Source organism: Siphonobacter aquaeclarae (assembly GCF_900103285.1).
Taxonomy (GTDB): domain Bacteria; phylum Bacteroidota; class Bacteroidia; order Cytophagales; family Spirosomataceae; genus Siphonobacter; species Siphonobacter aquaeclarae.
Genome location: NZ_FNGS01000008.1, coordinates 54,094 through 79,187 on the forward strand (window position 1 = coordinate 54,094; position 25,094 = coordinate 79,187).

General features: G+C 55.3%; 19 protein-coding genes. 14 read left to right on the forward strand and 5 right to left on the reverse strand.

Going from position 1 to position 25,094, the window contains the following annotated elements; all coding sequences use genetic code 11:
- Positions 1–122 precede the first annotated feature (122 nt).
- A complete protein-coding gene (locus tag BLR09_RS19680) occupies positions 123–983 on the reverse strand; it encodes a tetratricopeptide repeat protein (RefSeq protein WP_176785618.1) in 861 nt (286 codons plus the stop codon).
- Positions 984–1,065: 82 nt separating this feature from the next.
- Complete coding sequence (locus BLR09_RS19685; RefSeq protein WP_093207046.1) at positions 1,066–3,513, reverse strand: phosphocholine-specific phospholipase C; 2,448 nt, start codon at positions 3,511–3,513, stop codon at positions 1,066–1,068.
- Positions 3,514–3,666: 153 nt separating this feature from the next.
- On the opposite strand from BLR09_RS19685, the gene BLR09_RS19690 reads away from it, so the two are divergent.
- Positions 3,667–4,029 (forward strand): MmcQ/YjbR family DNA-binding protein, encoded by a 363-nt coding sequence (locus BLR09_RS19690; protein ID WP_245689959.1) that lies wholly within the window; start codon positions 3,667–3,669, stop codon positions 4,027–4,029.
- A gap of 78 nt (positions 4,030–4,107) precedes the next feature.
- Here the strand turns inward: BLR09_RS19690 and BLR09_RS19695 are convergent, their stop codons facing one another.
- Positions 4,108–5,469, reverse strand: a complete 1,362-nt coding sequence (locus BLR09_RS19695) for a TrpB-like pyridoxal phosphate-dependent enzyme (protein WP_093207048.1) — start codon at positions 5,467–5,469, stop codon at positions 4,108–4,110.
- A 144-nt stretch (positions 5,470–5,613) separates the two neighbouring features.
- On the opposite strand from BLR09_RS19695, the gene BLR09_RS19700 reads away from it, so the two are divergent.
- The 11 genes from BLR09_RS19700 (at position 5,614) to BLR09_RS19755 (ending at position 19,431) form a co-directional block, all read left to right on the forward strand.
- A complete protein-coding gene (locus BLR09_RS19700; protein ID WP_093207051.1) occupies positions 5,614–7,677 on the forward strand; it encodes a hypothetical protein in 2,064 nt (687 codons plus the stop codon).
- 351 nt (positions 7,678–8,028) lie between these two features.
- The gene (locus tag BLR09_RS19705) at positions 8,029–8,448 is read left to right on the forward strand and encodes an ester cyclase (RefSeq protein ID WP_093207054.1); all 420 of its coding nucleotides are present in this window, start codon (positions 8,029–8,031) and stop codon (positions 8,446–8,448) included.
- A gap of 41 nt (positions 8,449–8,489) precedes the next feature.
- On the forward strand, positions 8,490–8,918 hold the full coding sequence (locus BLR09_RS19710) for an ester cyclase (RefSeq protein WP_093207056.1): 429 nt from the start codon (positions 8,490–8,492) through the stop codon (positions 8,916–8,918).
- 152 nt (positions 8,919–9,070) lie between these two features.
- Positions 9,071–10,042, forward strand: a complete 972-nt coding sequence (locus tag BLR09_RS19715) for a c-type cytochrome (RefSeq protein WP_093207539.1) — start codon at positions 9,071–9,073, stop codon at positions 10,040–10,042.
- 130 nt (positions 10,043–10,172) lie between these two features.
- On the forward strand, positions 10,173–10,772 hold the full coding sequence (locus tag BLR09_RS19720; RefSeq protein WP_093207059.1) for an RNA polymerase sigma factor: 600 nt from the start codon (positions 10,173–10,175) through the stop codon (positions 10,770–10,772).
- Between the two features lie 87 nt (positions 10,773–10,859).
- Positions 10,860–11,972 (forward strand): FecR family protein, encoded by a 1,113-nt coding sequence (locus BLR09_RS19725; RefSeq protein WP_093207061.1) that lies wholly within the window; start codon positions 10,860–10,862, stop codon positions 11,970–11,972.
- Between the two features lie 195 nt (positions 11,973–12,167).
- Complete coding sequence (locus BLR09_RS19730) at positions 12,168–15,500, forward strand: SusC/RagA family TonB-linked outer membrane protein (protein WP_093207064.1); 3,333 nt, start codon at positions 12,168–12,170, stop codon at positions 15,498–15,500.
- 15 nt (positions 15,501–15,515) lie between these two features.
- Entirely contained in the window at positions 15,516–17,147 is a 1,632-nt protein-coding gene (locus tag BLR09_RS19735; RefSeq protein ID WP_093207066.1) for a RagB/SusD family nutrient uptake outer membrane protein, read from the forward strand.
- A gap of 438 nt (positions 17,148–17,585) precedes the next feature.
- Positions 17,586–17,891 (forward strand): (2Fe-2S) ferredoxin domain-containing protein, encoded by a 306-nt coding sequence (locus BLR09_RS19740; protein ID WP_093207540.1) that lies wholly within the window; start codon positions 17,586–17,588, stop codon positions 17,889–17,891.
- Between the two features lie 200 nt (positions 17,892–18,091).
- Positions 18,092–18,814: a YiaD family glycine zipper/OmpA-like lipoprotein gene (locus BLR09_RS19750; protein WP_093207071.1), complete on the forward strand. Its 723-nt coding sequence runs from the start codon at positions 18,092–18,094 to the stop codon at positions 18,812–18,814.
- A gap of 5 nt (positions 18,815–18,819) precedes the next feature.
- Positions 18,820–19,431: a porin family protein gene (locus BLR09_RS19755; RefSeq protein ID WP_093207074.1), complete on the forward strand. Its 612-nt coding sequence runs from the start codon at positions 18,820–18,822 to the stop codon at positions 19,429–19,431.
- A gap of 168 nt (positions 19,432–19,599) precedes the next feature.
- On the opposite strand, the gene BLR09_RS19760 is transcribed toward BLR09_RS19755, so the two are convergent.
- Together BLR09_RS19760 and BLR09_RS19765 are read right to left on the reverse strand one after the other, a co-directional pair.
- Entirely contained in the window at positions 19,600–21,126 is a 1,527-nt protein-coding gene (locus BLR09_RS19760; RefSeq protein WP_245689960.1) for a GH3 auxin-responsive promoter family protein, read from the reverse strand.
- 122 nt (positions 21,127–21,248) lie between these two features.
- Entirely contained in the window at positions 21,249–22,118 is an 870-nt protein-coding gene (locus BLR09_RS19765; RefSeq protein WP_394331414.1) for a glycerophosphodiester phosphodiesterase family protein, read from the reverse strand.
- Positions 22,119–22,234: 116 nt separating this feature from the next.
- Between BLR09_RS19765 and BLR09_RS19770 the strand changes: the two genes are divergently transcribed.
- A complete protein-coding gene (locus BLR09_RS19770) occupies positions 22,235–24,670 on the forward strand; it encodes a penicillin acylase family protein (RefSeq protein ID WP_093207082.1) in 2,436 nt (811 codons plus the stop codon).
- A gap of 5 nt (positions 24,671–24,675) precedes the next feature.
- Positions 24,676–25,050 (forward strand): hypothetical protein, encoded by a 375-nt coding sequence (locus BLR09_RS19775; protein WP_143011165.1) that lies wholly within the window; start codon positions 24,676–24,678, stop codon positions 25,048–25,050.
- The last annotated feature ends 44 nt before the right edge of the window (positions 25,051–25,094 follow it).

The window sequence follows — 25,094 nt, forward strand, 5'->3', positions numbered from 1 at the left end:
ATCTGATTTCTGTGAAGTCTGTGTATTCTGTGAGCCTGATTTTGTTTCTCACAGAATACACAGACTTCACAGAAGTAAAAAAGGAAGGCGGCTGTTTCTCTCAGAAACAGCCGCCTTCCTTTTTATCGCTTGACCGTCGATAATCCGGCAGGAGCCTTTGGCGTGTCGAAGTCGAAGATCGTCAGGTACAGGGTCGCTTTTTTCGCCACATTTTTCCCATCCCGGTAGTTCACCTCAATGACTTCGATGGTACCTTTTCCATTCGGTGCATTGTTGGAGGCATACGGCAAAGTACCCGTTTTTTTGAACTCTATGGGCTTGCCCTGCCCATCCCGAAGCAGATCGAGGTACGTCGTCAGGTTTTCATATTCTCCGGCAGGACTGGTGCCTACGCGGACGGGGTTGTCCTTCGTCAGTCCATACTTCGTGTCTGTCGACGTACCGGCAAGGGTAAGCAGCGGGCGCCGGTTAGGTGGTACCGGCAGCGGGCTATTACAGGTTTCGACTTTCAGCTCCGCCGGCTTGAACCCGGCAGACAGCGCCTGTTTGTAGTCGGCGCAGGCTTTGTCTGTATTCTCCAGCAGTTCGTATACCAGCGCGCGGTTGTAATAGGCATCGGCCATTTTGGGGTCAATTTTGATCGCGGAAGAAAAATCCGCCAGCGCGCCCTGGTAGTCCGTCAGCTTTTTCCGGGCGATTCCCCGGGCGAGAAACGACTTCTTCGCATCAGCCTTGAACTGAATTGCTTTTGTAAAATCCTGAACGGCCTCGTCGTAATTCCGCAGAAGGGAATAGGCCATCCCCCGGCTTTGACGTACGGGATAGTCATCTTTCTGGGCCAGCGACTGGTTAAACAGCGTGACGGCTTCCCGTACCTGACCCGCCTGGGCTTTTTTTAAGCCGTCATTGAGAAGTTGCTGGGCATCCTGGGCCGTGACAAACAGTGGCAAAGAGAGAAGGGGAACGAGCAGTCTTATCTTCATGGTTGAAATCATTACAGCGCAAAAAAAGAACCCGCGCTGTTTTGCACAACGCGGGTTTCAGCCTTTTATTTCCTGTGGTACCTTATCCCCGGCCGATGAGCGGGTCGGTCAGTCCGTCTTTACCCGTTTCGACCCGGCCCGCATAGCGGTAAAAAGCATCGTCACGCCCCTTGATCCGGATGGAAAAATCATACCAGCGGTGGCTGCCTTTCAGATCGACGACGACCGACAGCGTCCCACCGCCCGGGAGTGTTTTCGTCTGAGCCGTTTTTCCGTAGGATTCGTCCCGTATTTCGAGGCTTACCGGCTTTTGGCTACGGTTACGAAGCATCAATATGACATTGCCGGTAAACGCTTTTCCTTTTGATTCGTATTCACACCGGACTTCGAGATCAGGCAACCCGCCGTTGAATTCCCGGAAAAAGCCATTCGGACCATAGACGCGGTACAGGCCCGACGGCAGTTCTTCGACGAGACGGTCATCAGCATTGAGGGTATAGGTTCGGACGCGGGTCTCACCTGACTGATCGTACACCTGAAACGGCGCGCCAACAGCGCCGGGCAGGTTTTTGCCGGTGGCCAGGTGGAGGTGAAGGCGCCCGTCGCGTACTTCTCCGTCGGCATAAAGCTCATATGGCAGCGCACATGAGGCCCGGGTACCTTTCTCCTGCCGGTTCCGCTCGGGAGAGGGTTTTGCGCTCCGGCGGATATCGGCCAGTTCTTCCTTCGATACTTTCCGGTAGCCCGCAGGAACGTCCTTGAATTGTGCCTTGTGGATACTTTCGTAGAAAGGCTCTTTCCGGACAAATTCGGGAAGTTTCAGTTTTTCGCCATGATAGGGCCGGAATGCAGAAGTCAGGTCGCCGCATACCGTACGCCGCCACTCGCTGATATTCGTTTCAGTAATGGCTTTTCCTTTTTTGTGCGACAGGAATTTCTCCAGAAACTGAAGGATGGAAGTATGGTCGAATACTTCGGAGTTGACATACCCGCCGCGGCTCCAGGGCGAAGCAATGACCAGCGGTACACGGAAACCGAGGCCGATCGGGCCCGTCCGCCCCTTGTTCGGCCGCTTGTCTTCCTGCTCTTTGGTGACGAATTCGTTGACGGCGTTCATCGCATTCTTTCCGGTTTCCGGCTGATCGGGGTGCGCCGGAACAAACGGCGGCACGTGATCGAAGTAGCCGTCGTTTTCGTCGTAGCAAAGGATAAAAATGGTCTTCTTCCAGACTTCCGGATTCCGGGTGAGTATATCAATCATCTCCGAAAGGAACCAGGCGCCGTACCAGGGCGCGCCGGGGTGGTCGGAGAAGTTTTCGGGCGCAACTACCCACGAAACAGTCGGCAACTGCTTGTTCTGTACATCCTGACGGAACTGATGGAGTACGTCGCCTTTGGGGAGAGACATGGTCCGGGTTTTTCCGTCGTCGGAATAAGTCCGGGTATCGAGGGTACGGTAGTCTTTGTCGCCTGTATTGGTCGTAAAGGCCTTCTGGTGCAGGTTTTTGTCCCGCTGAGATAACTCCCGGAATTTTTCAGGGGTATACTCAGTCAGGTCTTTTGGGATTTCTTCGAGAAACTGTTTTTGCTCCCTTAGCCTGCGTTCGGTTTTGGCATAATCGGGGTCACCGGGCTTCATACCGGCCAGTTTGTCTTCCGTCGCCCTGATTTTGCCGGGGAGGACGTGTATTTCCTTTTGGATGAACGCGTAAAATGCAGGGTGAAAACGTACCCGGTACTGCGAAAACCACTCGATCGGGTTATCTGTAAAGTTGCCGAGCCAGGCTTCGGCGTCTCCGTGAAGGCCGGTATCGAGGCTGATTTCGTTCTGGTAGATTCTCCAGGAAATGCCGTTGTCTTCGAGCCGCTCGGGGAAGGTCGTCCAGCTTACTTCCCGGTCGTAATCGACGTTTTCATTCCGGACGTTCGCCATGGCTCCTTCCTGCCGCGGATCGCGGATGGTACCGGTCCAGAGGTACAGCCGGTTGGGCGTAGTACCGGTAAGAGACGAACAGAAGTTCTGGTCACATACCGTGAAGGCATCTGCCAGGGCATAGTAAAACGGCAGGTCTTCCCGGTTGTAGTAGCCCATCGTCAGCGGCATGTCAGCATAGGCTTTGTTCCCGGATTTTTTGGCTTCGAGCCAGCCGTCCATGCGACCGTTGTTGCGCGCGTCGACCTGATTTTCCCAGGAGTGAGGCAGGGAACTCATCCAGGTCGCTTTTGTATCTTTGATATTGAGGCGGAAAGGGCCGTAGGTTTCTCCTTTGGCATTGGTCTGAAGCCATACCTTGTTGCCGTCCGGCAGCTGGATCGCCCGGGGATCGTCGAACCCGCGTACTCCCTGCAAGGTACCATAGGCATGGTCGAACGAGCGATTTTCCTGCATCAGAATCACCACGTGTTCGGCGTCGAGATACGTAGTACCGGGGAGGGGATCAATGGCGAAGGCCTTTTGGATCGACTGGAGGCCGGAAAAACCGGCGCTCATGACGGCGGCTTTTTTGAGAAAGTCTCTTCTGGAGTCCATTTCAGCGGAGGATTGACGAGGTAAATACCCGCAAAAAGAAGGTTCGGGCTATTGCAGGTAAAGCTAGCCGCACGCGATCAGGCGCAAAAGGACTTCGGCCGTATTTAAATAAAACTTAACAATTGGCTCGAAAAATATACAAATACTTAATAGATGAACCGCATTACACTCGAAGACCTGCAGGAGATATGCCTGGCACTTCCGGGCGTGACGACCGATATCAAATGGGAAGAACACCTGTGTTTCAACATCGGCGCGAAGATGTTTCTGGCTACTTCGCCCGACCGGGTGCCGGTTTCCGCTTCATTCAAAACAACACCGGAAGAATTTGAGGTATTAACCGGGCGGGAAGGTATTCACCCGGCATCGCACGTGGGGCGCTATCACTGGGTGCACGTCGATTCGCTCGACCGGCTTACAAAGGCGGAGTGGGAGGCGCATATTCACGAGTCCTTCCGGCTTGTGGCGTCTAAACTATCGGGAAAGCTGCGGAAAGAACTGGGAATTGGTTTTTGATAGTCTGTGCATTCTGTGTTTTCTGTGAGCCACTTTATTTTTTCTCACAGAAAACACAGAATGCACAGAAAGAAGGCACTATGCCGGAACAGGCGTATCAAGCGTTGCCAAAGAAGCAGCTATTTCTTCAGAAGTAATTTCCTGATCGACGAGCTTGCCCGACAGGTAGGCTTCATATGCCGCCATATCGAAGTGGGCATGCCCGCAGAGGTTGAAGAGAATAGTCTTGCTTTCTCCGGATTCCCTGCATTTCAGGGCTTCGTCGATCGCAGTGGCAATACCGTGCGTTGCTTCCGGAGCCGGAATGATCCCTTCGGTGCGGGCAAACTGAAGCCCGGCTTCAAAACAGCGGTTTTGTTGCTGGGACTGTGCCTCGATAAGGCCGTCTTTCAGCAGTTGGCTGACGATCGCACCGGCGCCGTGGTACCGCAAACCGCCTGCATGGATCGGCGAAGGCACAAAGTTGTGACCGAGGGTATACATCGGAATCAGCGGCGTCATTCCCACTGAATCTCCGAAATCATACCGGAACTGACCGCGCGTCAGCTTCGGACAGGAGGCCGGCTCCACGGCGATACAGCGGATCTTCTTTCCTTCGTCAAAATTCAGGCGCAGGAAAGGGAACGAAATACCGGCAAAGTTGGACCCGCCGCCAAACGGAGCAATCACAATATCAGGCATGTCTCCTGCCTTTTCCATCTGCTTGATGGCTTCGAGACCTATGACCGTCTGGTGCAGGAGTACGTGGTTGAGGACGGAGCCAAGGGCGTATTTTGTGTTGTCGTCCGAAGCTGCAACTTCCACCGCTTCCGAGATTGCAATGCCAAGGCTGCCGGGTGAATTCGGGTCCTGGGCAAGGATACTGCGACCCGCATTGGTGAGATTCGTGGGTGAGGGATGGACCTTCGCGCCGTAGGTGTTCATCACCATTTTGCGGTATGGCTTTTGCTCATAGCTCACTTTTACCATAAATACCTCACAATCAATACCAAACAGCTCGCAGGCAAAACTGAGTGCGGTACCCCACTGCCCGGCGCCGGTTTCGGTAGTAATGCGCTTGACGCCTTCTTTGGCATTGTAGTAGGCCTGCGGAATCGCGGTATTGGGCTTGTGTGAGCCGGCCGGACTGACGCCTTCGTACTTGTAATAGATTTTCGCCGGAGTATCGAGGGCTTTTTCAAGGTTGTAAGCCCGGTACAGCGGCGTCGGACGCCAGAGTTTGTAGAGATCCCGTACTTCTTCCGGAATACCCACCCATTTCTCCTGCGATACCTCCTGCTTGATGAGTTCCATCGGGAAGAGGGGCGCGAGCATGTCCGGACCAATGGGCTCCTTCGTTCCGGGGTGGAGTGGAGGAAGCGGCTTATTGGGCATGTCGGCGACGACGTTGTACCAGCTTTCTGGAATTTCGTTTTCGTTCAGGAGGATTTTGCGCTGCATCTGGCAAGGCGTTTTAGAGGTTTACACAGGTGAGCAAGATAAGAAGGGACCGGTATGTTTGGAAACCGTTCGGGCGATTCGTCGCCGGAGGTATTCCCAAAATACCTAACTTGGCTTTCAACGACGGGACCGCCGTTTTGCACTATGCCCAGAAGAATTCACGAGCTGCTGCGCCATGCGAGGAAGAAATACTTTGTCGGCCGGGAGAAAGAACTGGCTGACTTTCAGCAGCTGGTACGGCATCCCGACCGGGATACGGTGCTTCTTTACGTATACGGTCCCGGTGGTCAGGGCAAATCGACGCTCATCCGCGAATACATTGAATGGTCGGCCGGAAACGGGTATACCTGTCTCTTCCTCGATGCCCGGGATTTTGCCCCAGAGCCGGGAGCATTACTCGGCTCGCTCCGCCAGGCCCTGCAAATCGGCTCGGATGCTTCGGTATACGATGAACTGGAAAGCCGGGACGAACGCACCATTCTCTTTATTGATACCTATGAATTGCTCCAGCCGATCGACGACTGGATGCGTCAGGATTTTCTGCCGCTTCTGCCGGATCATGTCCTGACGGTCATCAGCGGGCGGAAAGCGCCGTCGACCCTGTGGACCATCGACGCCGGCTGGCAGCAATTGATGAAGACCATTCAGGTCCGGAACCTCAGTCCCCACGAAAGCCGGGAGTACCTGGATAAGCGAAACATCTCCGAAGCACAAATTCCGAGGATTCTGGATTTTACGCACGGGCATCCGCTGGCACTGTCGGTCGTAGCCGATATGCTTGAGCAATATCCGGGCCGGGAATTCCGCCCCGAGGATTCCCCCGATATCATCCGGAAACTACTGGAGCATTTTGTGCAGAAGGTGCCGTCGCCCGCTCACCGGCTGGTGCTGGAAATAGCGGCATTGATACATGTCACGACCGAGCCGCTGTTGCAGCATGTCCTGGATATGGAAGACGTCAGCGAGCTGTTTGCCTGGTTGCAGGAGTTGTCTTTCGTGGAATGGAACCGCCACGGGCTCTTCCTGCACGAAGTGGCCCGTGAGTCACTCAGTGCCGATCTTCAGTGGCGAAACCCCGACTGGTACCGGGAATTGCATACCCGCGTGCGGCGATACTACATAGCCCGCATCGGAAAAACTACCGGAGAAACACAACGGAAGCTGTTGTTTGAATTGAACTACCTCCGGCGGGAAACCGTCCGTTCGTTTTTCCACTGGGAGAACCCGGGTATGCCGCTGGAGGCCTGGCATCAGGCAGACCGCGATGCGCTGCTGGCAATGACCCGGCAGTGGGAAGGCGAGGCATCGGCCGGATACCTCAATGCCTGGTTGTCGCACCCCGCAACGGAGGTATGGGTATCCCGCCCGGCCGGGGCTGGTGTCAGTGGCTTTCTGCTGGCGATCCGGTTGCAGGAGCTGACCGCACCCACGGGCGATCCGACTGTTGACCGGGCTCTCACCTGGCTTCGGGAGAAAGGGAACCTCCGGCGCGGAGAAGTCTCGACCTTGTTCCGGTTCTGGATGTCGGCCGATACCTATCAGGCAGTGTCCAGCCTTCAAAGCAGTATGTACCTGTCGGTTTTGCAGTATTGTCTGAACACGCCGAACCTGGCGGTAACCTTCTGGGGCGTGTCGCAGCCCGAATTACGGGCTCCTATGCTGGCCGGCGCGGATATGCAGCTGGTACCGGAACTGACGATCCGGAACGAAGGGCAGGACTTTGGGTTCTTCGCCCACGACTGGCGCAAGGTACCGGCAACGGAATGGCTGGCCGGTCTGGGTGTACCCGCTTCCGTTCCTGACGGAGAGGAGCGCCCGGTACGTCTTCAGGTGATGATTTTGAGTGAAGATGAATTTTATGAAAGTGCAGCGGAGGCGTTGAAAGACCTTTCCTCCGAAAAACGCCTGTATCAGAATCCGTTGCTCCGTTCCAAGATCGTCGTCGCAGCAGCCGGGAATCAGGCCCCGGATGCCGAGCGGGTGGCTGCGCTCCGTCGCCTGCTGCGGGAGGCACTTTCCGGGCTGGAGTCGTCGCCCCGCAATGAGAAGTTTCACCGTGTCGTACACCGGACATTCTTCAATCCGGCCGGAACCAGCCAGGAGCAGATCGCCGATTTTCTCCGCCTTCCGTTCAGCACCTACCGGCGCTACCTGGCGAAGGGCATCCGGGCGCTGACGGATATTCTCTGGGTTCAGGAAGAAAACTGACCTATTCTCCTGCTTTTTTTTTCGATTGAGCAAAAAGTGAACAAAAAGTGGACTGGCAGGTGACCAGTTCGCCGGCGCACCTTTGTACTGTCCAAATGAGAGAGTCCGTTCGAGGGCTTTCTTCCGAAAAAAAGCCGGCGTCCTGCGCCGCACGATGAAATACCCTTTACCGGGTAATGATACCACACCTGAAAAACAGAAGTCCGGAAACGTGTATGGCGGTACGCGGGAGTACGTCCGGATTTCCCGGCCTGAGAGAGGTTGTCTGCAGCGAATTGTTCCGGGGTAGGTCGCTGACCACCCGGAACAGCCCGGCCGGCTTTTGCCAACGACGCTAAATGACCTGTCCACATGAACTATCACCGCTTTACCGACGACCTGTTTCACGCCTGGAATGCGCACGACCGTACGGCGCTTCAGGACGTGTATCACCGGCACGCTGCCGACAACGCCGCTAACCCACTGGTATCAGTAGCGGTAGGGGATACCCTGGACCGTTTTGTCCATGCGTTTCCGGATCTGCGCCTGCGCCGGACCGATACCATCGCCGATTGCGGCCGGGTGGCCGTGGTTTTTGAAATGACCGGTACGCATGTCGGGCAATTGATGGGTTTTAATCCCAGCGGAAAGACGATTAAATTGAAGGGAATTTTGATATTTGAATGCCGCGACGGCAAGGTCAGCCATGCCTCCGGGTTATGGGATCTTGCTTCCCTGATCCGCCAGATCGGATTGCTGGCGAAAACGCCACGACCGATGGCAGAAGACTGATACAGCCGGTTGCGGGTGGCGTATAAACCCTTGTTTGAAGTATGCAACATCAATCATTGCTGGAGGAGATCCTGGACGCATACAATACGCACGACGTTCCGCGGATTGTGGCCATTTACCACCCTGACTACTTCGGCAGCCTGGTGTCGGAAGGTGCCGGAATCAGTGGACTGACCGATTTGCATGAGAAACTTACCCGTCTGTTTCTGGCTTTCCCGGATCTGCAACTGGCCGTTGAAGAGATGGTCTCGGAAGAAAACCGGATCGCGATTGCCTGGATCGCTTCCGGCACGCAGCTGGGAAAGATCATGAATATCCCGTCGACCAAAAAACGGCTGCAACTGAAAGGACAGACGATTCTGGAGATACGCGACGGCAAGGTAGCCCGTACCCGGCATCTCTGGGACCTGGCTTCGATGCTGCGGCAGATGGGCCTTCTTCCCGAATTGCATCCCCAGGGAATCCTGTAGCGTAACCACTTGCGAATCAGATCGTACCGCTTACGAATCGGGGATGGTTTCCGTGGGAAACGATCCCTTTTTTCTCGTCTTTTGTGAACGGTTGTTCAACCTGCCGGTGTCGCCGCCGGGAGCATACCGCCTGTCACCTTAAAACGAGCAAAATGAAACGAGCCGCAAAAATCTTCGGCTATGCCCTGCTGGGTATAGCAGTGCTATTGGCTGCCTTACTGACCTATGTCAAAACTGCGCTTCCCGACACAGGTCCTCCTCCCGAACTGACGGTTCAGATTACACCCGAACGGGTTGCACGTGGCGAGTACCTCGCCAACCACGTAACGGTTTGCATGGACTGCCACAGCGCGCGTGACATGAGTGCCTTTTCCGGGCCTATGGTCGCCGGTACCCTCGGGCAGGGTGGCGAGCTGTTTGACGAGAAGCTGGGCTTTCCGGGGAAATTCTATTCCCGGAACATTACGCCGGCAGGACTGAAAGACTGGACCGACGGAGAAATCTACCGGGCGATTACGACAGGCGTGAGCCGCGACGGGCACGCGCTCTTCCCCATTATGCCGTACCCGTACTATTCCCGTATGGACCCGGAGGATATCCACTGCCTCATTGCCTACCTGCGTACGCTCAAGCCGATTGACCACGCAGTGCCGGCAAGCGAGGCTTCTTTTCCGTTCAATTTTATCCTGAATACCATTCCGGCGAAGGCGTCGCCGTCGACCCGCCCGAATCCGCAGGACGCGCTTGCTTACGGCGGGTACCTCGCGAATGCCGCCGGCTGCAAGGAATGCCATACCCAGGCCGAAAACGGCCAGATTCTGGAAGAGAAAGCCTTTTCGGGCGGACGCAACTTTCAGCTGCCCACTGGGGTCCTGTATTCAGCCAATATTACCCCGGATGTTGAGACGGGTATCGGAAAGTGGACGAAGGAGGCTTTTATCGCCCGGTTCAAGGCCTATGCCGATTCAAGCTATCACGCGCCGAAGGTCACGGGCTTTCAGACGATTATGCCCTGGACGATGTACGGCGGTATGTCGGATCAGGACCTGGGAAGTATTTACGTGTACCTCAAAAGCCTGAAGCCGGCGCGTAATGCCGTGAAAGTATTCGTTCCTGGTACCTGATCAGCAGCCGTGGAAAAAGGGGAATCGTCCGGTTCGGAGCCGGCTTCTGCCGCTCCGGCCGGGAGAAGGAGCCTGTGTGTAAGACGATTCCCTCTTTTGGCTGTATATTCGGGGCCAGAAGATCAGACAATTGAGTACGCATCTGACATACAAGGACGATTCGGAGCTGTGGCACGCCTTCAAACAAGGCGATATGGAGGCGTTTGAGCAGATTTACCGCTCTCATTTCTCCATGCTGCTGGCGTACGGAAAGCGGATCAGTTCGGATCTGGAAATGGTCGAAGACGCCATCCAGGACGTATATGTCGAGCTTTGGAAGCGCCGGGAAAATCTCAAAAGCCTGCATACGATCAAATTTTACCTGTTCCGGGTCCTCCGGAACCGGCTCTATGCCCTCCGGCAGTCTTCTCTTGTCCAGGAAGACGACGAGTTTTCCGAGGATGTCACCAATCTTTTCTTCATTCCGGCTTTCGAAGCGAGCGTGATCGAGGAGGAATCCTCCCGTCACCGGCAGCTGCGTTTGCAGAAAGCGATCAGCGAACTGCCGGGGCGCCAGCGGGAAGCGGTACTGCTGGCTTTTTACGACGATTTTTCGACCGAGGAAATCGCCGGTATCATGGGAATCAACCAGCAATCGGTCAATAACCACCTCAACCGGGCGTATACTTCCCTGCGGCGGGTCCTGACAGACTCCGTTCTTCCGCTGATTCTGTTCCTTCTTTTTTGCTGATCAATCCAAGCCTGGAAAAAAATAGTGCTAAAACTGAGTTGAGCGACCCGGTCCCGTGCTATCTCCTGTAGAAACAATCCATTTCGAATGAATTATATACCTGAGTCGGAAGAGGACTTTATCGGCGATGCTCACTTTCGCCGGTGGGTAAAATCACCGGACGCAGCTTCGACGGCTTACTGGGAGAGCTTTCTGGAGAACCATCCCGAAAAGCGGGAAACGGTTCAGCGGGCAGCCGAAGTAGTACGGCGCCTCTCCGATGCGAGCGCGGCCCTGATGGAGGCCCAGTATGCGGGCAGCGAAAAGGAAGACGAAATCTGGCAGGGTATCGCAGGCCGGATTACGCCGGAGGAAGCGCCTGTACGCCGCTTCTGGGGTCGCCGCGTAGCGGCAGCTGCCGGCATCGTGCTGGTGGCCGGGCTGGGCATCGGATTGTTCCGCTATTTATCCTCGGAAACAACGGTTCCGGCGCTGGCGCCGGTGGCGCTCGAAAACCGGGTTGATTCTGTCACCGTTTTTAACGAACAAAAAGCGCCCCGGCTGGTATCCCTGCCCGACGGCAGCTCGGTGATTCTGAAGAAAGGCAGCCATCTCCGGTATGCCTCTCCCTTTGAACCGGAACAACGGATCGTGGCGCTGAGCGGCGAAGCGTATTTTGAAGTCGTACGCGACCCGGGCCGGCCCTTTCTCGTGCATGCCAACGGACTGGTAGCCAAGGTATTAGGGACGAGTTTTGACGTACGTGCCTGGGGTGCCAATGCCGATGTGACGGTTACCGTCCGGACTGGGAAGGTAGCCGTTTTCCAGGAACCGGAAGAAGAAACCCGCCCGAAGGAGCGGTTTCCGCAACAGGTTATCCTGACGCCGAACGAGCAGGTGGTATTTGCCAGAAAGGCGCTGAAGCTGTTCAAGAGTCCGGTGAATGCCCTGGCGGAAGCGAAGCTGCCGGTCATCCGGCCGGTGAGCCTGGTGTATGATTCGGTGCCGGTGAGTACCGTCTTCCGGGAAATCGAAAAAGTCTACGGAATCAAGGTGGTGATTGAGCAGAAAGCGCTCGAAAACTGCCGGATCACAACGGATCTGAAGGACGGCACGCTGTCCCAGAAACTCGATATTATCTGCAAAACGATCGAAGCCAACTGGTCGACAAAGGACGCCTTCGTGGCGGTTTCCGGCCGGGGCTGTGCACCTCTACCCTGACAAACATTTCATTTCAGCTTATTCACGAACCATTAACCCCGATCTATGCCTCAAAACCCCCTTTAACAATGAAGTCAGTGATGTCCGACCACCACTGACTTCCAAACAATTCCCTCTGTGAAGTTCGCACATCCGCCGTTAACGGATGCAGGGGATCATTTGTGTTTTTCTATTCAAAAAAACCATTTCAAATGTATGAAAGAACCATTATTCTCCAAAGAATTTGGGTGGAAGATCATGCGATTAACATTACTCCAACTTCTTGTCATTTCCTTCTTTACGAACGTGTCGGTGGCGCATACCACACGGGCACAGGAGATCCTCAATAAGCGTATCTCTGTAGAGCTGAAGAACAAGAGTGTCAGCGAAGTGCTGTCCCGGATTGAGAAGATGGCTGACGTACGGTTTTCATACAGCCCTGACCTGATTCAATCGGGACGGGCGGTATCAATCGACGCCTCCAACGAGAGCCTGACGACGGTTCTCAGCAAATTACTTCATCCCCTTAACATCAACTTTGAAGTTGTCGGAAACCGGCTGGTGCTTACCCGTGCCAATAAAGTGGCCAACAACTTCATCGAACGGTACATCACCCTGATGCTTCCCGGCAAACTGATCGGCAATCCGTTGCTGTCGGTACGCGGGGTCGTCAAGGACGAAACCGGCTCGCCGGTACCCAGCGCTACCGTCCTCCTCAAAGGCAGCGGCAACGTTGGAACGGTTACGGACGTAGAAGGACGCTTCACCCTGAACATTCCGGACGGAAAGGCTACACTGGTCATTTCTTCGATCGGCTTCCAGACACAGGAAGTTGCGGTAGAAAACCGGACAGCCATCGAAATCGTCCTGAAGTCAGACATCAAATCGCTGAACGAGGTTGTCGTAGTCGGATACGGTACCCAGAAGCGTGGCGAAGTAACCTCCGCCGTTACGTCCATCAAGACCGAAGATTTCAACCAGGGTGGTACCCGGAATGCCATGGACCTGATCCAGGGCAAGGTAGCCGGTCTGCAAATCACCCGTACCCAGGGTAACAACCCGAACTCCGGCGTAGCGATCCAGCTGCGGGGTATTGTCTCCATCAACGGGGACCGCTCTCCGCTCATCGTTGTCGACGGTATTCCGGGCGGTAACCTGGACCTTCTCCAGCAGGATGATATCGAATCATTCGACGTACTGAAGGACGGTTCCGCTGCTGCAATCTACGGTACCCGCGGTAACGCCGGGGTTATCCTCATCACCACGAAGAAAGGTAAGACCGGCCCTGCACGCGTGAGCTATTCGACCTATGCGCAGCGCGAAGTGGTGTCGAAAAGACCGCGCTTCCTCACTGCCGATGAATGGCGTACCTATGCCGCTGATCCGAGTAACCCGAAAGGTGCGCAGATGAAGGATCTCGGTGCTTCGACCGACTTCTATGACCTGCTGCTCGACAAGCAGAACGTCAGCCAGTACCATAACCTGGCGCTTTCAGGCGGTAACGGCCCGAACAGCAACTACCGCGTGTCGATGTACTACAACGAGGCCAACCCGATCACAATTCAGAACTGGCGCCGCCAGTTCGGTGGCCGTCTGAGCTTCAACCAGAAGGGACTCAACAACATGCTGACGTCTCAGGTAAACCTCGCCACGAACTTCAACAAGGCGAACCTCCTCGGCGGTCAGGCCGGCGACTTCGAAAACGCCCTCGGACGGAACCCGACGCAACCGGTATTCAACCCCGACGGAACGTACTACGAAGAAGGATCAACGACGAACCCCATCGGCCGTCTGGCGCAGCAGAAGAACCTCCGCGACCAGCAGACGACCTCTGCCGACGTACGGTTTACGCTGGAGCCCCTGGCAGGTTTGAAAGTGTCTGCGTTCGGCGCCATTCAGCGGGACGTCCGCAACGACAACGAGTACCGCCTTCGTGGCTCGCGCTCGTCGATGCTCGATAACCTCAACGGTACGCCGATCAACGGTACCGGCTATGCCCGGAAGTACAACTACCTGAACACGAACACGACGTTTGAGTCGACCGCCGAATACGAGCGCAAAATCGCCGAAGACCATACGCTGAAAGCCCTCGCTGGTTACAGCTACCAGTATGGTGTGTATGAAGAATTCTCCGGTGCAAACGCAGGCTTCCTCAACGATATCTTCGAAGAGAACAACCTCGGCGCCGGTAACTTCCTCAGCCTGGGTAAGGCTTCGCTGTCGAGCAACAAGTACGACAACAAGCTGATCGCCTTCTTCGGCCGTTTGAACTACGACTACAAGGGCAAGTACATCGCGCAGGTGATTCTCCGCCGCGAAGGTTCTTCCCGCTTTGGCCGGAACAACAAGTTCGGGTACTTCCCGGCGGCGTCTCTCGGCTGGAACATGGCGCAGGAGTCGTTTATCAAGCAACTGGGTTATGTAGACGAACTGAAGCTCCGTATCGGTTACGGGGTAACGGGTAACCAGGGTATTCCCAACTACCAGTCGCTCGTGCGTCTCGGAACGGGTAACCTGTACCTCAACGACGACGGCGTATGGCGTCAGACCTACGGCCCTTCCAACAATCCGAATCCGAACCTGCGTTGGGAAAAGAAGAAGGAATGGAACGTCGGGGTAGACTTTTCCCTCTTCAAGGGCCGCCTGAGCGGGGCGATCGATGTTTACAAGCGTCGTACCTCCGACCTCCTCGGTAACTTCAACACGCAGCTGCCTCCGTACATCCAGTCGACGCTCTTCACCAACGTAGGGGTCATCGACAACAACGGGGTGGAAGTATCCCTGAGCGGATCCGTACTGAAGCGCAAGGATTTCAGCTGGGATATGGACGTAGTCGGCAACACCCAGCACAACAAGCTGGTGTCGTTCTCGGATGACGTATTCAAGGTAACCTACCTGACCTTCGGTGGTATCGGTGGTTTCGGCGCCCTCGGCGACGCGATCCGTACGATCGAAGGCGGCCCGCTGGGCAGCTTCTATGGCAAGCGCTTTGCCGGTTTCACACCGGAAGGCAAGTGGCTTTTCTACAAGAAGACCGGCGAAGCTGTAACGGCTGACAAGATCGTTCCGAACGACGACTATGCCTACATCGGCAATGGTATTCCGAAATTCTATCTTTCCTGGAACAACCGTCTGAAGTACAAGAACTTCGACCTGACGGTCTTCTTCCGCGGGAAGTTCGACTACCAGATCCTGAACCTCCAGCAGGTATTCTTCGGCAACAAGGTATACCTGCCGAACAACGTCCTGAAAGACGCGATCACGCGCAACAACCAGATCAACGACGTGCTTCAGTATTCCGATTACTACCTCGAACCGGGTGGATTCGTGAAGCTGGACAACGTGACGCTGGGTTACAACTTCAAGTTCAACTCGCCTGTTATCCGCAGTCTCCGTCTGTATGCCACCGGCCGAAACCTGGCTACCATCACGAAATACCGCGGAATGGACCCCGAAGTGGACGATACGGGCCTCGGACCCGGCATCGATGGCCGTGGTTTCTACCCGCGTACGCGCTCGTTCACCCTGGGTCTCAATGTTGAATTCTAACAGACGAACAAGCAGATGAAAACATTCAATAAAGGACTCATTTACGCAGGTCTGCTGACCGTACTGGCCGGCACCAACGCCTGTACCAATCTCGATGAAAAGCTGTACAGCGAGATCAACGCTGACCAGTTCTATAACAACCGGCAGGAAATCCTCTCCGCTGTTCTTCGTCCGTATACCCATGCCAATGCCTGGATGGCGCCGACTTCCCAGCGTTCGTACTGGCGCCTGAACGAGCTCTCGGCCGATCAGCTGGCCTGGCCGCAGAAAGGCCGCCACGGGTATGACGACGCGCAGTGGATCCGCCTCCACGGTCATAGCTGGGTATATACCGAAGACAACGTCTGGGATCCCTGGCGTCTGGCGTATACCGGTATCGGTTTCTGTAACAATGCCCTGACGGACTTCGGCAAAATCAACTGGGCGAAAGTCGGCGTTTCTGATACCGAAAAGGCCGCTTTTATCGCCGAGCTCCGTGTGTTCCGGGCCTATCACTACCTGAAGCTGATGGACCTGTATGGAAACATTCCGGTGGTGACGACGGTGGGTACGCCCCTGAGCCCTCCGACGGTAGCCCGCGCCGAAGTATTCGCTTTCATCGAGAAAGAACTGAAGGAAAGCGTCGACGCACTGCCCGACCTGAGCAAGAAAATGATCGGCCGGATCTCCAAGGCAGCCGGATACTCCATGCTCGTGGAGCTTTATCTCAACGCCGAAGTATGGACCGGCAAGGCCCGCTGGGACGATTGCATCGCAGCCTGCGACAAGATCATTACCGGGCAAACCGGTGCGCTCAACGGAACCCTGGCGCTTGATAGCGACCTGCTTTCGACCTATAATACGACGAACGACAACTCGAAGGAAATTCTCTTCCAGCTCGTGTACGACTTCCAGGCTACGCCGACCCGCTGCGGCTGGAACAGTGACTTCTACCACTTCAACCAGCGGTACATCTACGACGGTGATGCCAACGGAAACAACGGGGTAGTCGTCATCCCGAGCGCTTACGATGCTTTCAAGGAGAATGATCTCCGGAAATCTACCTGGATGCTGATCGGTCCCCAGTTCTATACAACTGACCCGACCAAGCCGGTTCTCGGTACCGAAGAGTATGTCGGCAAGCAGCTGACCTTCGTCAAGGAAATCCGCCGCGCGAGCGAAGGAGGTACCCGTTCGACGATGATCGATGGCGAAGAAAACTCAGGCGCCCGTTTCAACAAGTACCGCCCCGGCCGTCAGACCGATGCGAAGTACTGGAGCAACGACTGGGTACTCTATCGCCTCACCGATACCTATTTCGCCAAAGCTGAAGCACTCATGCGGAAGAACGGCGGAACGGCTACGGCGGAGTCAGTGAAGCTCATCAACGACGTCCGGAAGCGCGCGTTTACCGCAGCCGACTTCGACAAGGAAGCGTACACCACCGCTACCCTGACGCTGGACGAGCTGCTCGCCGAGCGTGGCCGCGAGTTCATCTTCGAAGGCAAGCGCCGGACGGATATGATCCGCTTCGGGAAGTTTGTGACCGCCTCCTGGTGGGATCACACGCCTTCCAACGATCCGAACAAAAACCTGTTCCCCGTTGCACAGCGTCAGCTGCAGGCCAACCAGAACCTGAAGCAGAACCCGGGTTATCCCGAGAAATAACAAACAAGGGAGTAAGCCGACAGGCTTACTCCCTTTGTCTCTGGCCTTGTCCCGCATTGACCTCGCTGACCTATTCATCCGGCGCGTTTCGTAGCAGAAGCGGGCCGGATTTTTGTTTTCGGCAGAAATCCGGGAAAGCTGCCGCCGGATAACCCGCACGGCAGTTTCTCCCGGTTGCGAAGTCAAGCGGGTATTGAGGAAATTTCGTTCGGTTAATGGGGTGCCGGATAAAGATAGTGCAATTCCTCCATTAAAATAGGTACGCATGGAAAGGATAAGTGCTATTTATTCCTGTGATAATAAAATTCCGACGTATTCTGATTTTGACCGTAACGAGGATATAGTCCGGGATCGACGCGGAGTAGGGAGGGAGTACCGCTTTCATGGCTATTTTTGCAGGATAGCTCCGGTACACTCGCCGGACTCGTAACGAGCATCATGAAATACAAGAAACACGTTTTTATCTGTACGAATCAGAAACCCGCACCGAAGAAATCCTGTGGCGAAGAGCATGGTATGGCCCTGGTCGACGCCTTCAAGGAGCGTCTGAAAGACCTCGGCCTTCAGATTGACATCCGTGCCCAGAAGACCGGCTGCCTCGACGTATGTGCCTTCGGCCCGTCGATGGTGGTCTATCCGGAAGGTGTTTTTTATGGCAAAGTTGAGCTGTCAGATGTGGAAGAGATTATCCAGAGCCACCTGATCGGCAATGAGCCGGTGGAACGGCTGCGACTGGCGTTTTGATCGCGGTTTTAATGAGAAGAGAGAAGCCGTCCGGAAGGGCGGCTTTTTTGTTTGGGAAAGGGAATCGAGTCTTTTTTCGGCGTTTTTTTCGCTTTGAAAGTGAGGACATTATGCCCCGGTTTAAGAATCCTTAACACTTCATCCAAACCGCAGGTACTCTTTTTTCCCGTACATAAAAGCAGTACCAACAATCAATCGCCATGAAAAAGACACTTCTCAGCGGACTGTGGATGGTAGTGCTGGTGTCAATGCTTATTTCCTCCTTCACTTCCTGCGCCCGCAGTTCCCAGGATCGCAAAAAGTCCCGCCTCAATAAAACCCAGAAAGGCGCACTGATCGGCGCCGGCGCCGGCGCAGTAGTCGGCGGTGTCGTCGGGCGTTTCTCCAAAAACACAGCCATCGGAGCCATTCTGGGCGCGACCGTCGGCGGGGCTGCCGGCGCCATCATCGGCCGGAAAATGGACAAACAGGCCAAACAACTCGAAAAAGATCTCGGAAAAACGGCCAAAGTTGAACGGGTAGGAGAGGGAATCCGGGTGAGCATGGACGGCCAGCTGCTCTTTGCTTATAACTCGGACGAAATCAGCGCCACCACGCGCGAGAACCTCGAAAAACTCGCCGAAACCCTTCAGAAAAACCCGGATACAGATTTGCTGGTGGAAGGCCATACCGACAATACCGGTTCTGCCGATTACAACCAGGATCTTTCCGAGCGCCGCGCTGCTTCGGTATCCAGCTTCCTTCGCTCCCGCGGGGTACGCGCGTCCCGACTGACCATCAAAGGCTATGGACTTACCCAGCCGGTAGCTGATAACAGTACCGAAGCCGGTCGTCGCCAGAACCGCCGCGTCGAAATCGCCATATCTGCCAACGAAAACATGAAACGGGCTGCCCGCAACGGCGAGTTGACCAGCGCCCGCTAATTGCCATGAAACGCTATCTGCTCCTTCTGCCGGCGCTGCTGATCGGATTCAGCACGCTGGCCCAGACGCCCGTTCGTTCCGGAATACGCGGCGGGCTATCCGTCAGCAACCTCCGTGTCAACGAAGCCAGCGACCGCAATCCCCGCTATGGCTTTCACATAGCAGCCTTTACCCAGCTGCCTGTCATACCGGAATTTCTGTCCATTCAGCCGGAGCTGGGATATACCACCAAGGGTACCACGGCAACGTTTAACCTGCCGGATTTTTCCGGGAAGAATACCTTCAAACTGAATTACCTGGAGCTGCCCGTGCTGGCTACATTTCATATCGGCGATTTTGTCGATATCCACGCCGGACCGTATGTGGGATACCTCCTCAACGCGAAGCTGGATACGAAAAGCAATTGGGGAAACGGATCGAGGGATCTGAATACCGATGATTTTCACCGGTTTGATTACGGCCTCGGCGCCGGGCTGACGCTGTACTTCGGGAAAGTACTGGTCGGCACCCGCTACAACCTCGGGTTGCAAAAGCTGGCTGACTCGTATGCGGCCGACCGTATCCTCGGCAAGGCGAAGAATACTTCTGCGCAGGTGTCAGTGGGGGTGACGTTTTAGAAGCAGTTTTCGGTTTTCAGTTGGGGTGGGCGAATAGGTTTGCCGCATTTTTAGGGGTCAGTGACCGATCCGGCTATCCCTCGAAAACCGAAAACCGAAAACCGAAAACCGAAAACCGAAAACCGAAAACCGAAAACCGAAAACCGAAAACCGAAAACCGAAAACCGCCTATTTCTCCACCCCTAGTTCCTGGTGCTCAGAGGTCATTTGCAGGATTTCTTCCACATATTCCCGCGAGTTGAAGAGTCGCGGGACTTTATTTTGTCCGCCCAGTTTGCCACGCCGTTTCATCCATTCATAGAACGTTCCGGGAGGTACCTGGTGGACGCTGGGACGGATCAGGGCCAGATCGAAGCTACGCTTGGCGTCGTAATCGGAATTGATCCGGCGGAGGGTCTCGTCGAGTAAGGCGACAAACCGTTCCGGATTATCAGGAGGAGTCGAAAACTCAATCACCCACTCGTGCCCGCCGCGGTGCCCGTGGCGCTCGCTGCCGCTGCGCATGTAGATCGGTGCGGCGGTGTAATCGGTGATGGTCGCATGGGTAGCTTCGCAGGCGGCGGTCAGCGCTACTTCGGCGTTTTCGATGATGACTTCTTCGCCAAAAGCATTGATAAAGTGCTTCGTACGCCCGGATATGCGTACCCGGTATGGCTCTTTGGACGTGAACCGGACAGTATCTCCGATGAGGTACCGCCAGAGGCCGGCGTTTGTCGAGATGACGACGGCATAATTCTGGTTCAGTTCAACCTCCGGAAGCGTGAGCGCTTTGGGGTGCTGCTTGCCGAGTTCGGAAAGCGGGATGAATTCATAGAAAATCCCGTAATCCAGCATCAGCAGCAGTTCATTCGGAAACTCCAGGTCGTCCTGAAGACCGAAAAAGCCTTCCGACGCATTGTATGTTTCGAGGTAGCGAACCGAATCGGTCGCGAAGATTTCTTTCCGGAAGAGGTCCCGGTAAGGCTGAAACGCCACGGCGCCGTGGATAAAGACCTCAAAATTCGGCCATACGTCCAGAATATTTTCTTTGCCGGTGATTTCCAGAACTTTCTGGATAAGAACCATTGTCCAGGTGGGCACGCCCAGGATACTGGTGACGTTTTCGCGGGAGGCTTCTTCCGCCATACACCGGATTTTGTCTTCCCAGCCATCCATCAGGGCAACCTTCAGGGAGGGCGTCCGGATAAATTGCGCCCAGCTGGGGAGGTTTTTCATCACCACCGCGGAGATATCGCCCGTAATCGTCTGCTCGTTGAGCTGGTTCTGGGAAAGGCTGCCGCCGACGGATAACCCCTTGCCTTCGAAGACGCGGGTGGTCGGCTTGTTATCGATCCACAACGCCATCATGTCTTTCCCGGCCCGGAAGTGCCCTTCATCGAGCGATTCGCGGGAAACGGGGATAAACTTGCTGCGCGCGTTGGTGGTACCGGAAGACTTGGAAAAGAAGTGAATCGGAGAGGGCCACAATACCCGGTCTTCACCCCGCATGACCCGTTCGATGTACGGAAACAGGTCCTCATAGGCCGAAACGGGCACTTCCCGCTGAAAGTCGGCTACTGACCGGATGCTCTTATATCCGAATGCTTTCCCCCATTGCGTGGATCGGCCGTCGCGGATAAGCCGCTGAAACTGGCGCTCCTGAATAGGCCACGGATCTCTGCGGAACGCATCAATCCGAGCGAGCCTTCGCTTCATAAGCCAGACCAACGTATCGTTAAAGAGGGTAAGCATAGGCATTCGACCGATATGCAAATATGCGAATTGAAACGAATGTTTCCTTACATAAAAAAATAACTACACCGTGTGTCTGTCCGGACTTACCGCGGGAATCGATCCGGGTAATCGGTTATCAGACCATCGGCGCCTGAACGGACCATTCTGCGCATAATCCGGGCAGAATTCACGGTCCACGGCACAATTTTCATGCCATTTTCATGGGTTTTTCGTATCAGGCGCCGGGTTACTCTCCGGTAAAAAGGACTGTAAACGTCGGGCCGGAACCCCAATTCCCTTTCTATTTTCCGGACGCCTTTCCAGGTAGTCAGGGCGGAAAGCCGGACAGGCAGGAAAGCACCGGCTGCAATCTGCCGGCGCCAGTAGCGTAGCACAGCGGCATCGAAGCTCTGGATCGTCACCGAAGCAGGTCCCGGAACCGATTTCAGGCAGGTATTGACCCGGTCAGAAAGCCGTTCGGCGGTCGCCGGAGACATACCGGATACTTTCAACTCAATACTGTAATGCACCTTGCCGGGCGCCCGCTGCTCCGCCTCGCGGATAACGTCTTCGAGCAGCGGTTTCCAGGCTGCGACGGATGCCTGTTCCGGAAACGACGGGTTCTTCCGCAGACCAACATCGTACCGGCGGATATCGGCATAGTCCATTTCGGATATCCACCGGTTTTTGTCTTCAACCGGCTTCCCATCCGGCGCCGTACTGAAGACCGGGGAAAACCAGGGATCATGCGAGACTACTAATTGACTGTCCCGCGAAAACAGAACGTCGAGTTCCAGCGTTGTCACTCCGAGTTCAAGCGCCTTGCGGAAAGCCGGCAGGGTATTCTCGGGCATCAGGCCGCGGCATCCGCGGTGTCCCTGAAGATCGAACGTTTGCCCCGATGCGGTTGTCGTACCAAAAATCAATAGACATTGGATAGACCATCGTTTTAATATTGCAATACATTCATTCAAAAATACTATTATTTGCCTGTGATCCGCTTTACAACAGGTAGACAACCCCGTCTTTTTGTTTCTGCGGGCATATCTGCTAGGTTTGTACATCTTGTTACTCAATCGATGTTGAAAGTATGGTGAAAGCGGTTCTCAGCGTCGCCGTAACGGGCGGCCTTTTATGGCTATTGAGTACCCCGTTGGGACCGGCCCCCGCCCTCGGGTCGTTTCTCAGTCCTTTTACCGGTTTCTGGAGCAACGAGCGCCGGGTGGATATGCTCAACGAGGAAATACACCTGCCGGGTGCACAGGAGGAGATTACCATCCGGTTCGACGATAACCGCGTCCCTCATATCTTCGCCGCCAACGACCACGACCTGTATTATGCCCAGGGGTATGTTACTGCCCGGGACCGGTTGTTCCAGATGGAGCTGACGATACGCTCCGCTGCCGGCCGCCTTAGCGAAATCGTCGGCGAAAAAGCCCTGCCACTCGACCTTTACAAACGCCGCACCGGATCGGTCAAAGCCGCCGAGGAAGCCTGGAAATTCACCCAGCAGGACGAGAAGATGCGCGGCATCCTCGAAGCCTACAGCGATGGGGTCAATGCCTATATCTCCCAGCTTCGCAAGGCCGATTACCCGGTGGAATATAAGTTACTCGGCTTTCAACCCGAAGCCTGGTCTCCGGAAAAATCCATGCTGCTCATGGTGGAGATGACTCATACGCTGGCCAGTCCCCGCAGCGGTGATGCATCGCTGACCAGCGTGCTGGAAAAATTCGGGCTGGAAGTGGTGCGGGATCTGTATCCTGATTTTGTGGAACGGGAAAGCCCGGTAATTCCCAAAGGTACTGCCTGGGACTTCCGCCGGGTAGCCATTCCCCGCGCTCCCCGGGATTACGACGAAATCAAGGCAGGCGGGGCTTCCGAGCCAGATAGCTGGCCTCTCCGGCCGGAAGGCATCGGATCCAATAACTGGGCCGTTTCGGGTAAGAAGTCGGCCACCGGATTCCCTATTCTCGCCGGCGATCCGCACCTCGGGTTGACACTCCCGTCTATCTGGTATCAGGTTCAATTGTCGTCGCCTGAAAGCAACGCCTGCGGCGCTTCGTTGCCGGGTGCTCCGTGCGTCATCATCGGCTTCAACCGCGATGTGGCCTGGAGTGAAACTAATGTAGCGTCGGATGTAGCAGACCTGTATGCTATCCGCTTCCGGGACAAGTCCAGAAAAGAGTATTTCTTTGATAAACAGTGGGTGAAGACCACCTTCCGCTACGAAGAAATCAAAATAAAGGGCAAACCTGCCGTGATTGATACGGTTGCGTATACCCATCATGGTCCGGTGGCGATGCCGCGGTTTCCGGAAGACAAACAGCCGAGCCTGGCGCTGCGCTGGATCGCGCATGAGCCCGGCAATCCGATCCGGACGTTTTACATGCTGAACCGCGCCAAAAACTATGATGATTATGTCCGGGCGCTGAGCCATTACGTTTCACCGGCGCAGAACTTTGTTTTTGCGAGCAATGAAGGGGATATCGCGATCTGGGTAAACGGCAAATTTCCGCTGAAATGGAAGGAGCAAGGGAAATTTCTTTTGGACGGAACCCGCCCCGAGTACGATTGGCAGGGCTGGATTCCCCACGAACAGAATCCGCACGTCAAAAACCCGGCCAGCGGATATGTGAGTTCGGCGAACCAGTCTTCGACCGATAAAACGTACCCTTACTACCTCAACTGGCGGTTTGCACCGCCCAACCGGGCCATCCGTATCAACGAGCGCCTGGCAGCGATGGAGCAGGCTACGCCCGATAGCTTACGCCTGTTGCAAAATGACGTGTACAATGTGCTGGGCAGGGACCTGCTACCGGATCTGCTGAAGGAGCTTGATATGTCGGCGCTGAGTGCCACGCAATACTCTGCTTATTCGGCCTTGCAGCAGTGGAACTACCAGAATACGATCGGGTCGGTTGGCGCGACGATCTTCGAAGAATGGACCGATTTGCTTCCCTATTTTGTCTGGGATGAATTCCGGACGACCGACGGCAAGCCGCTCCAGGCGCCGCAGGATGACCGGGTCTGGGAGCTTATCTGGAAGAAAAAAGAGTCGAAGTGGTTTGACCTGGAAAAGACAACCGACAAAACCGAGACGGCCCGGGATATCATCCAGCTGAGCTTCAAAGCGGCTGTCGACAGCCTGCAAAAACACCACGGCGCTTTTTCTCCCAAAACCTGGGCCTGGGGTGAAGTCAAGGGATCGACGATCGCGCACCTGTTGCCGCCACTCAAATCATTTGGCCGGGACGACGTCCGGGCGGGCGGGAGTTCGGAAGTACCAAATGCCTTCCGGGGCAAATGGGGGCCGTCCTGGCGGATGGTTGTGGCATTGGGGAAAGACGGTCCGACAGCCTATGGCGTATACCCCGGCGGACAGTCGGGAAATCCGGGCAGCCCGTTCTACGACAACATGGTCAATACCTGGAGAGACGGCCGGCTCAACGAGCTCGTCTACCTCAAATCCGGTGCGGAGCCGAACCCGCGTATCGTCGGAACCTGGAAAATTACGAAACCCTGAGATTCATGTCTTTTCTGTTGATGATTCTGCTTTCAGCCATGGTGCAGTACTTTCTGCCCTGGTGGTCGGTCGCGCTGGTACCGTTCGGGATTTCAGCCTGGAAAGGTACCTCGGGCAAGGGAGCCTTTTTCAATGGCTTTTTTTCGGCGGGACTGTTGTGGCTCGGCCTGGCGTGGTATGAGCATCAGCGGTCGGGAGGTATTCTGACCGAACGCATCAGTACCCTGTTTCAGGGAGCCGGAACGCCGGCCCTGCTGGCAGCTACAGCGTTGATCGGTGCGCTGGTCGGTGGTTTTGCTTCCATGAGTGGGTATTTTCTCCGTCAGCTGATCTCTCCCCAAACCCTGTCGGAAGCGGAAAAAGCCAAAGCCTACTGGTGATTTACCTAAAATCCTGAGATCGTGGCAGTCTCCCGGCTTGCCAC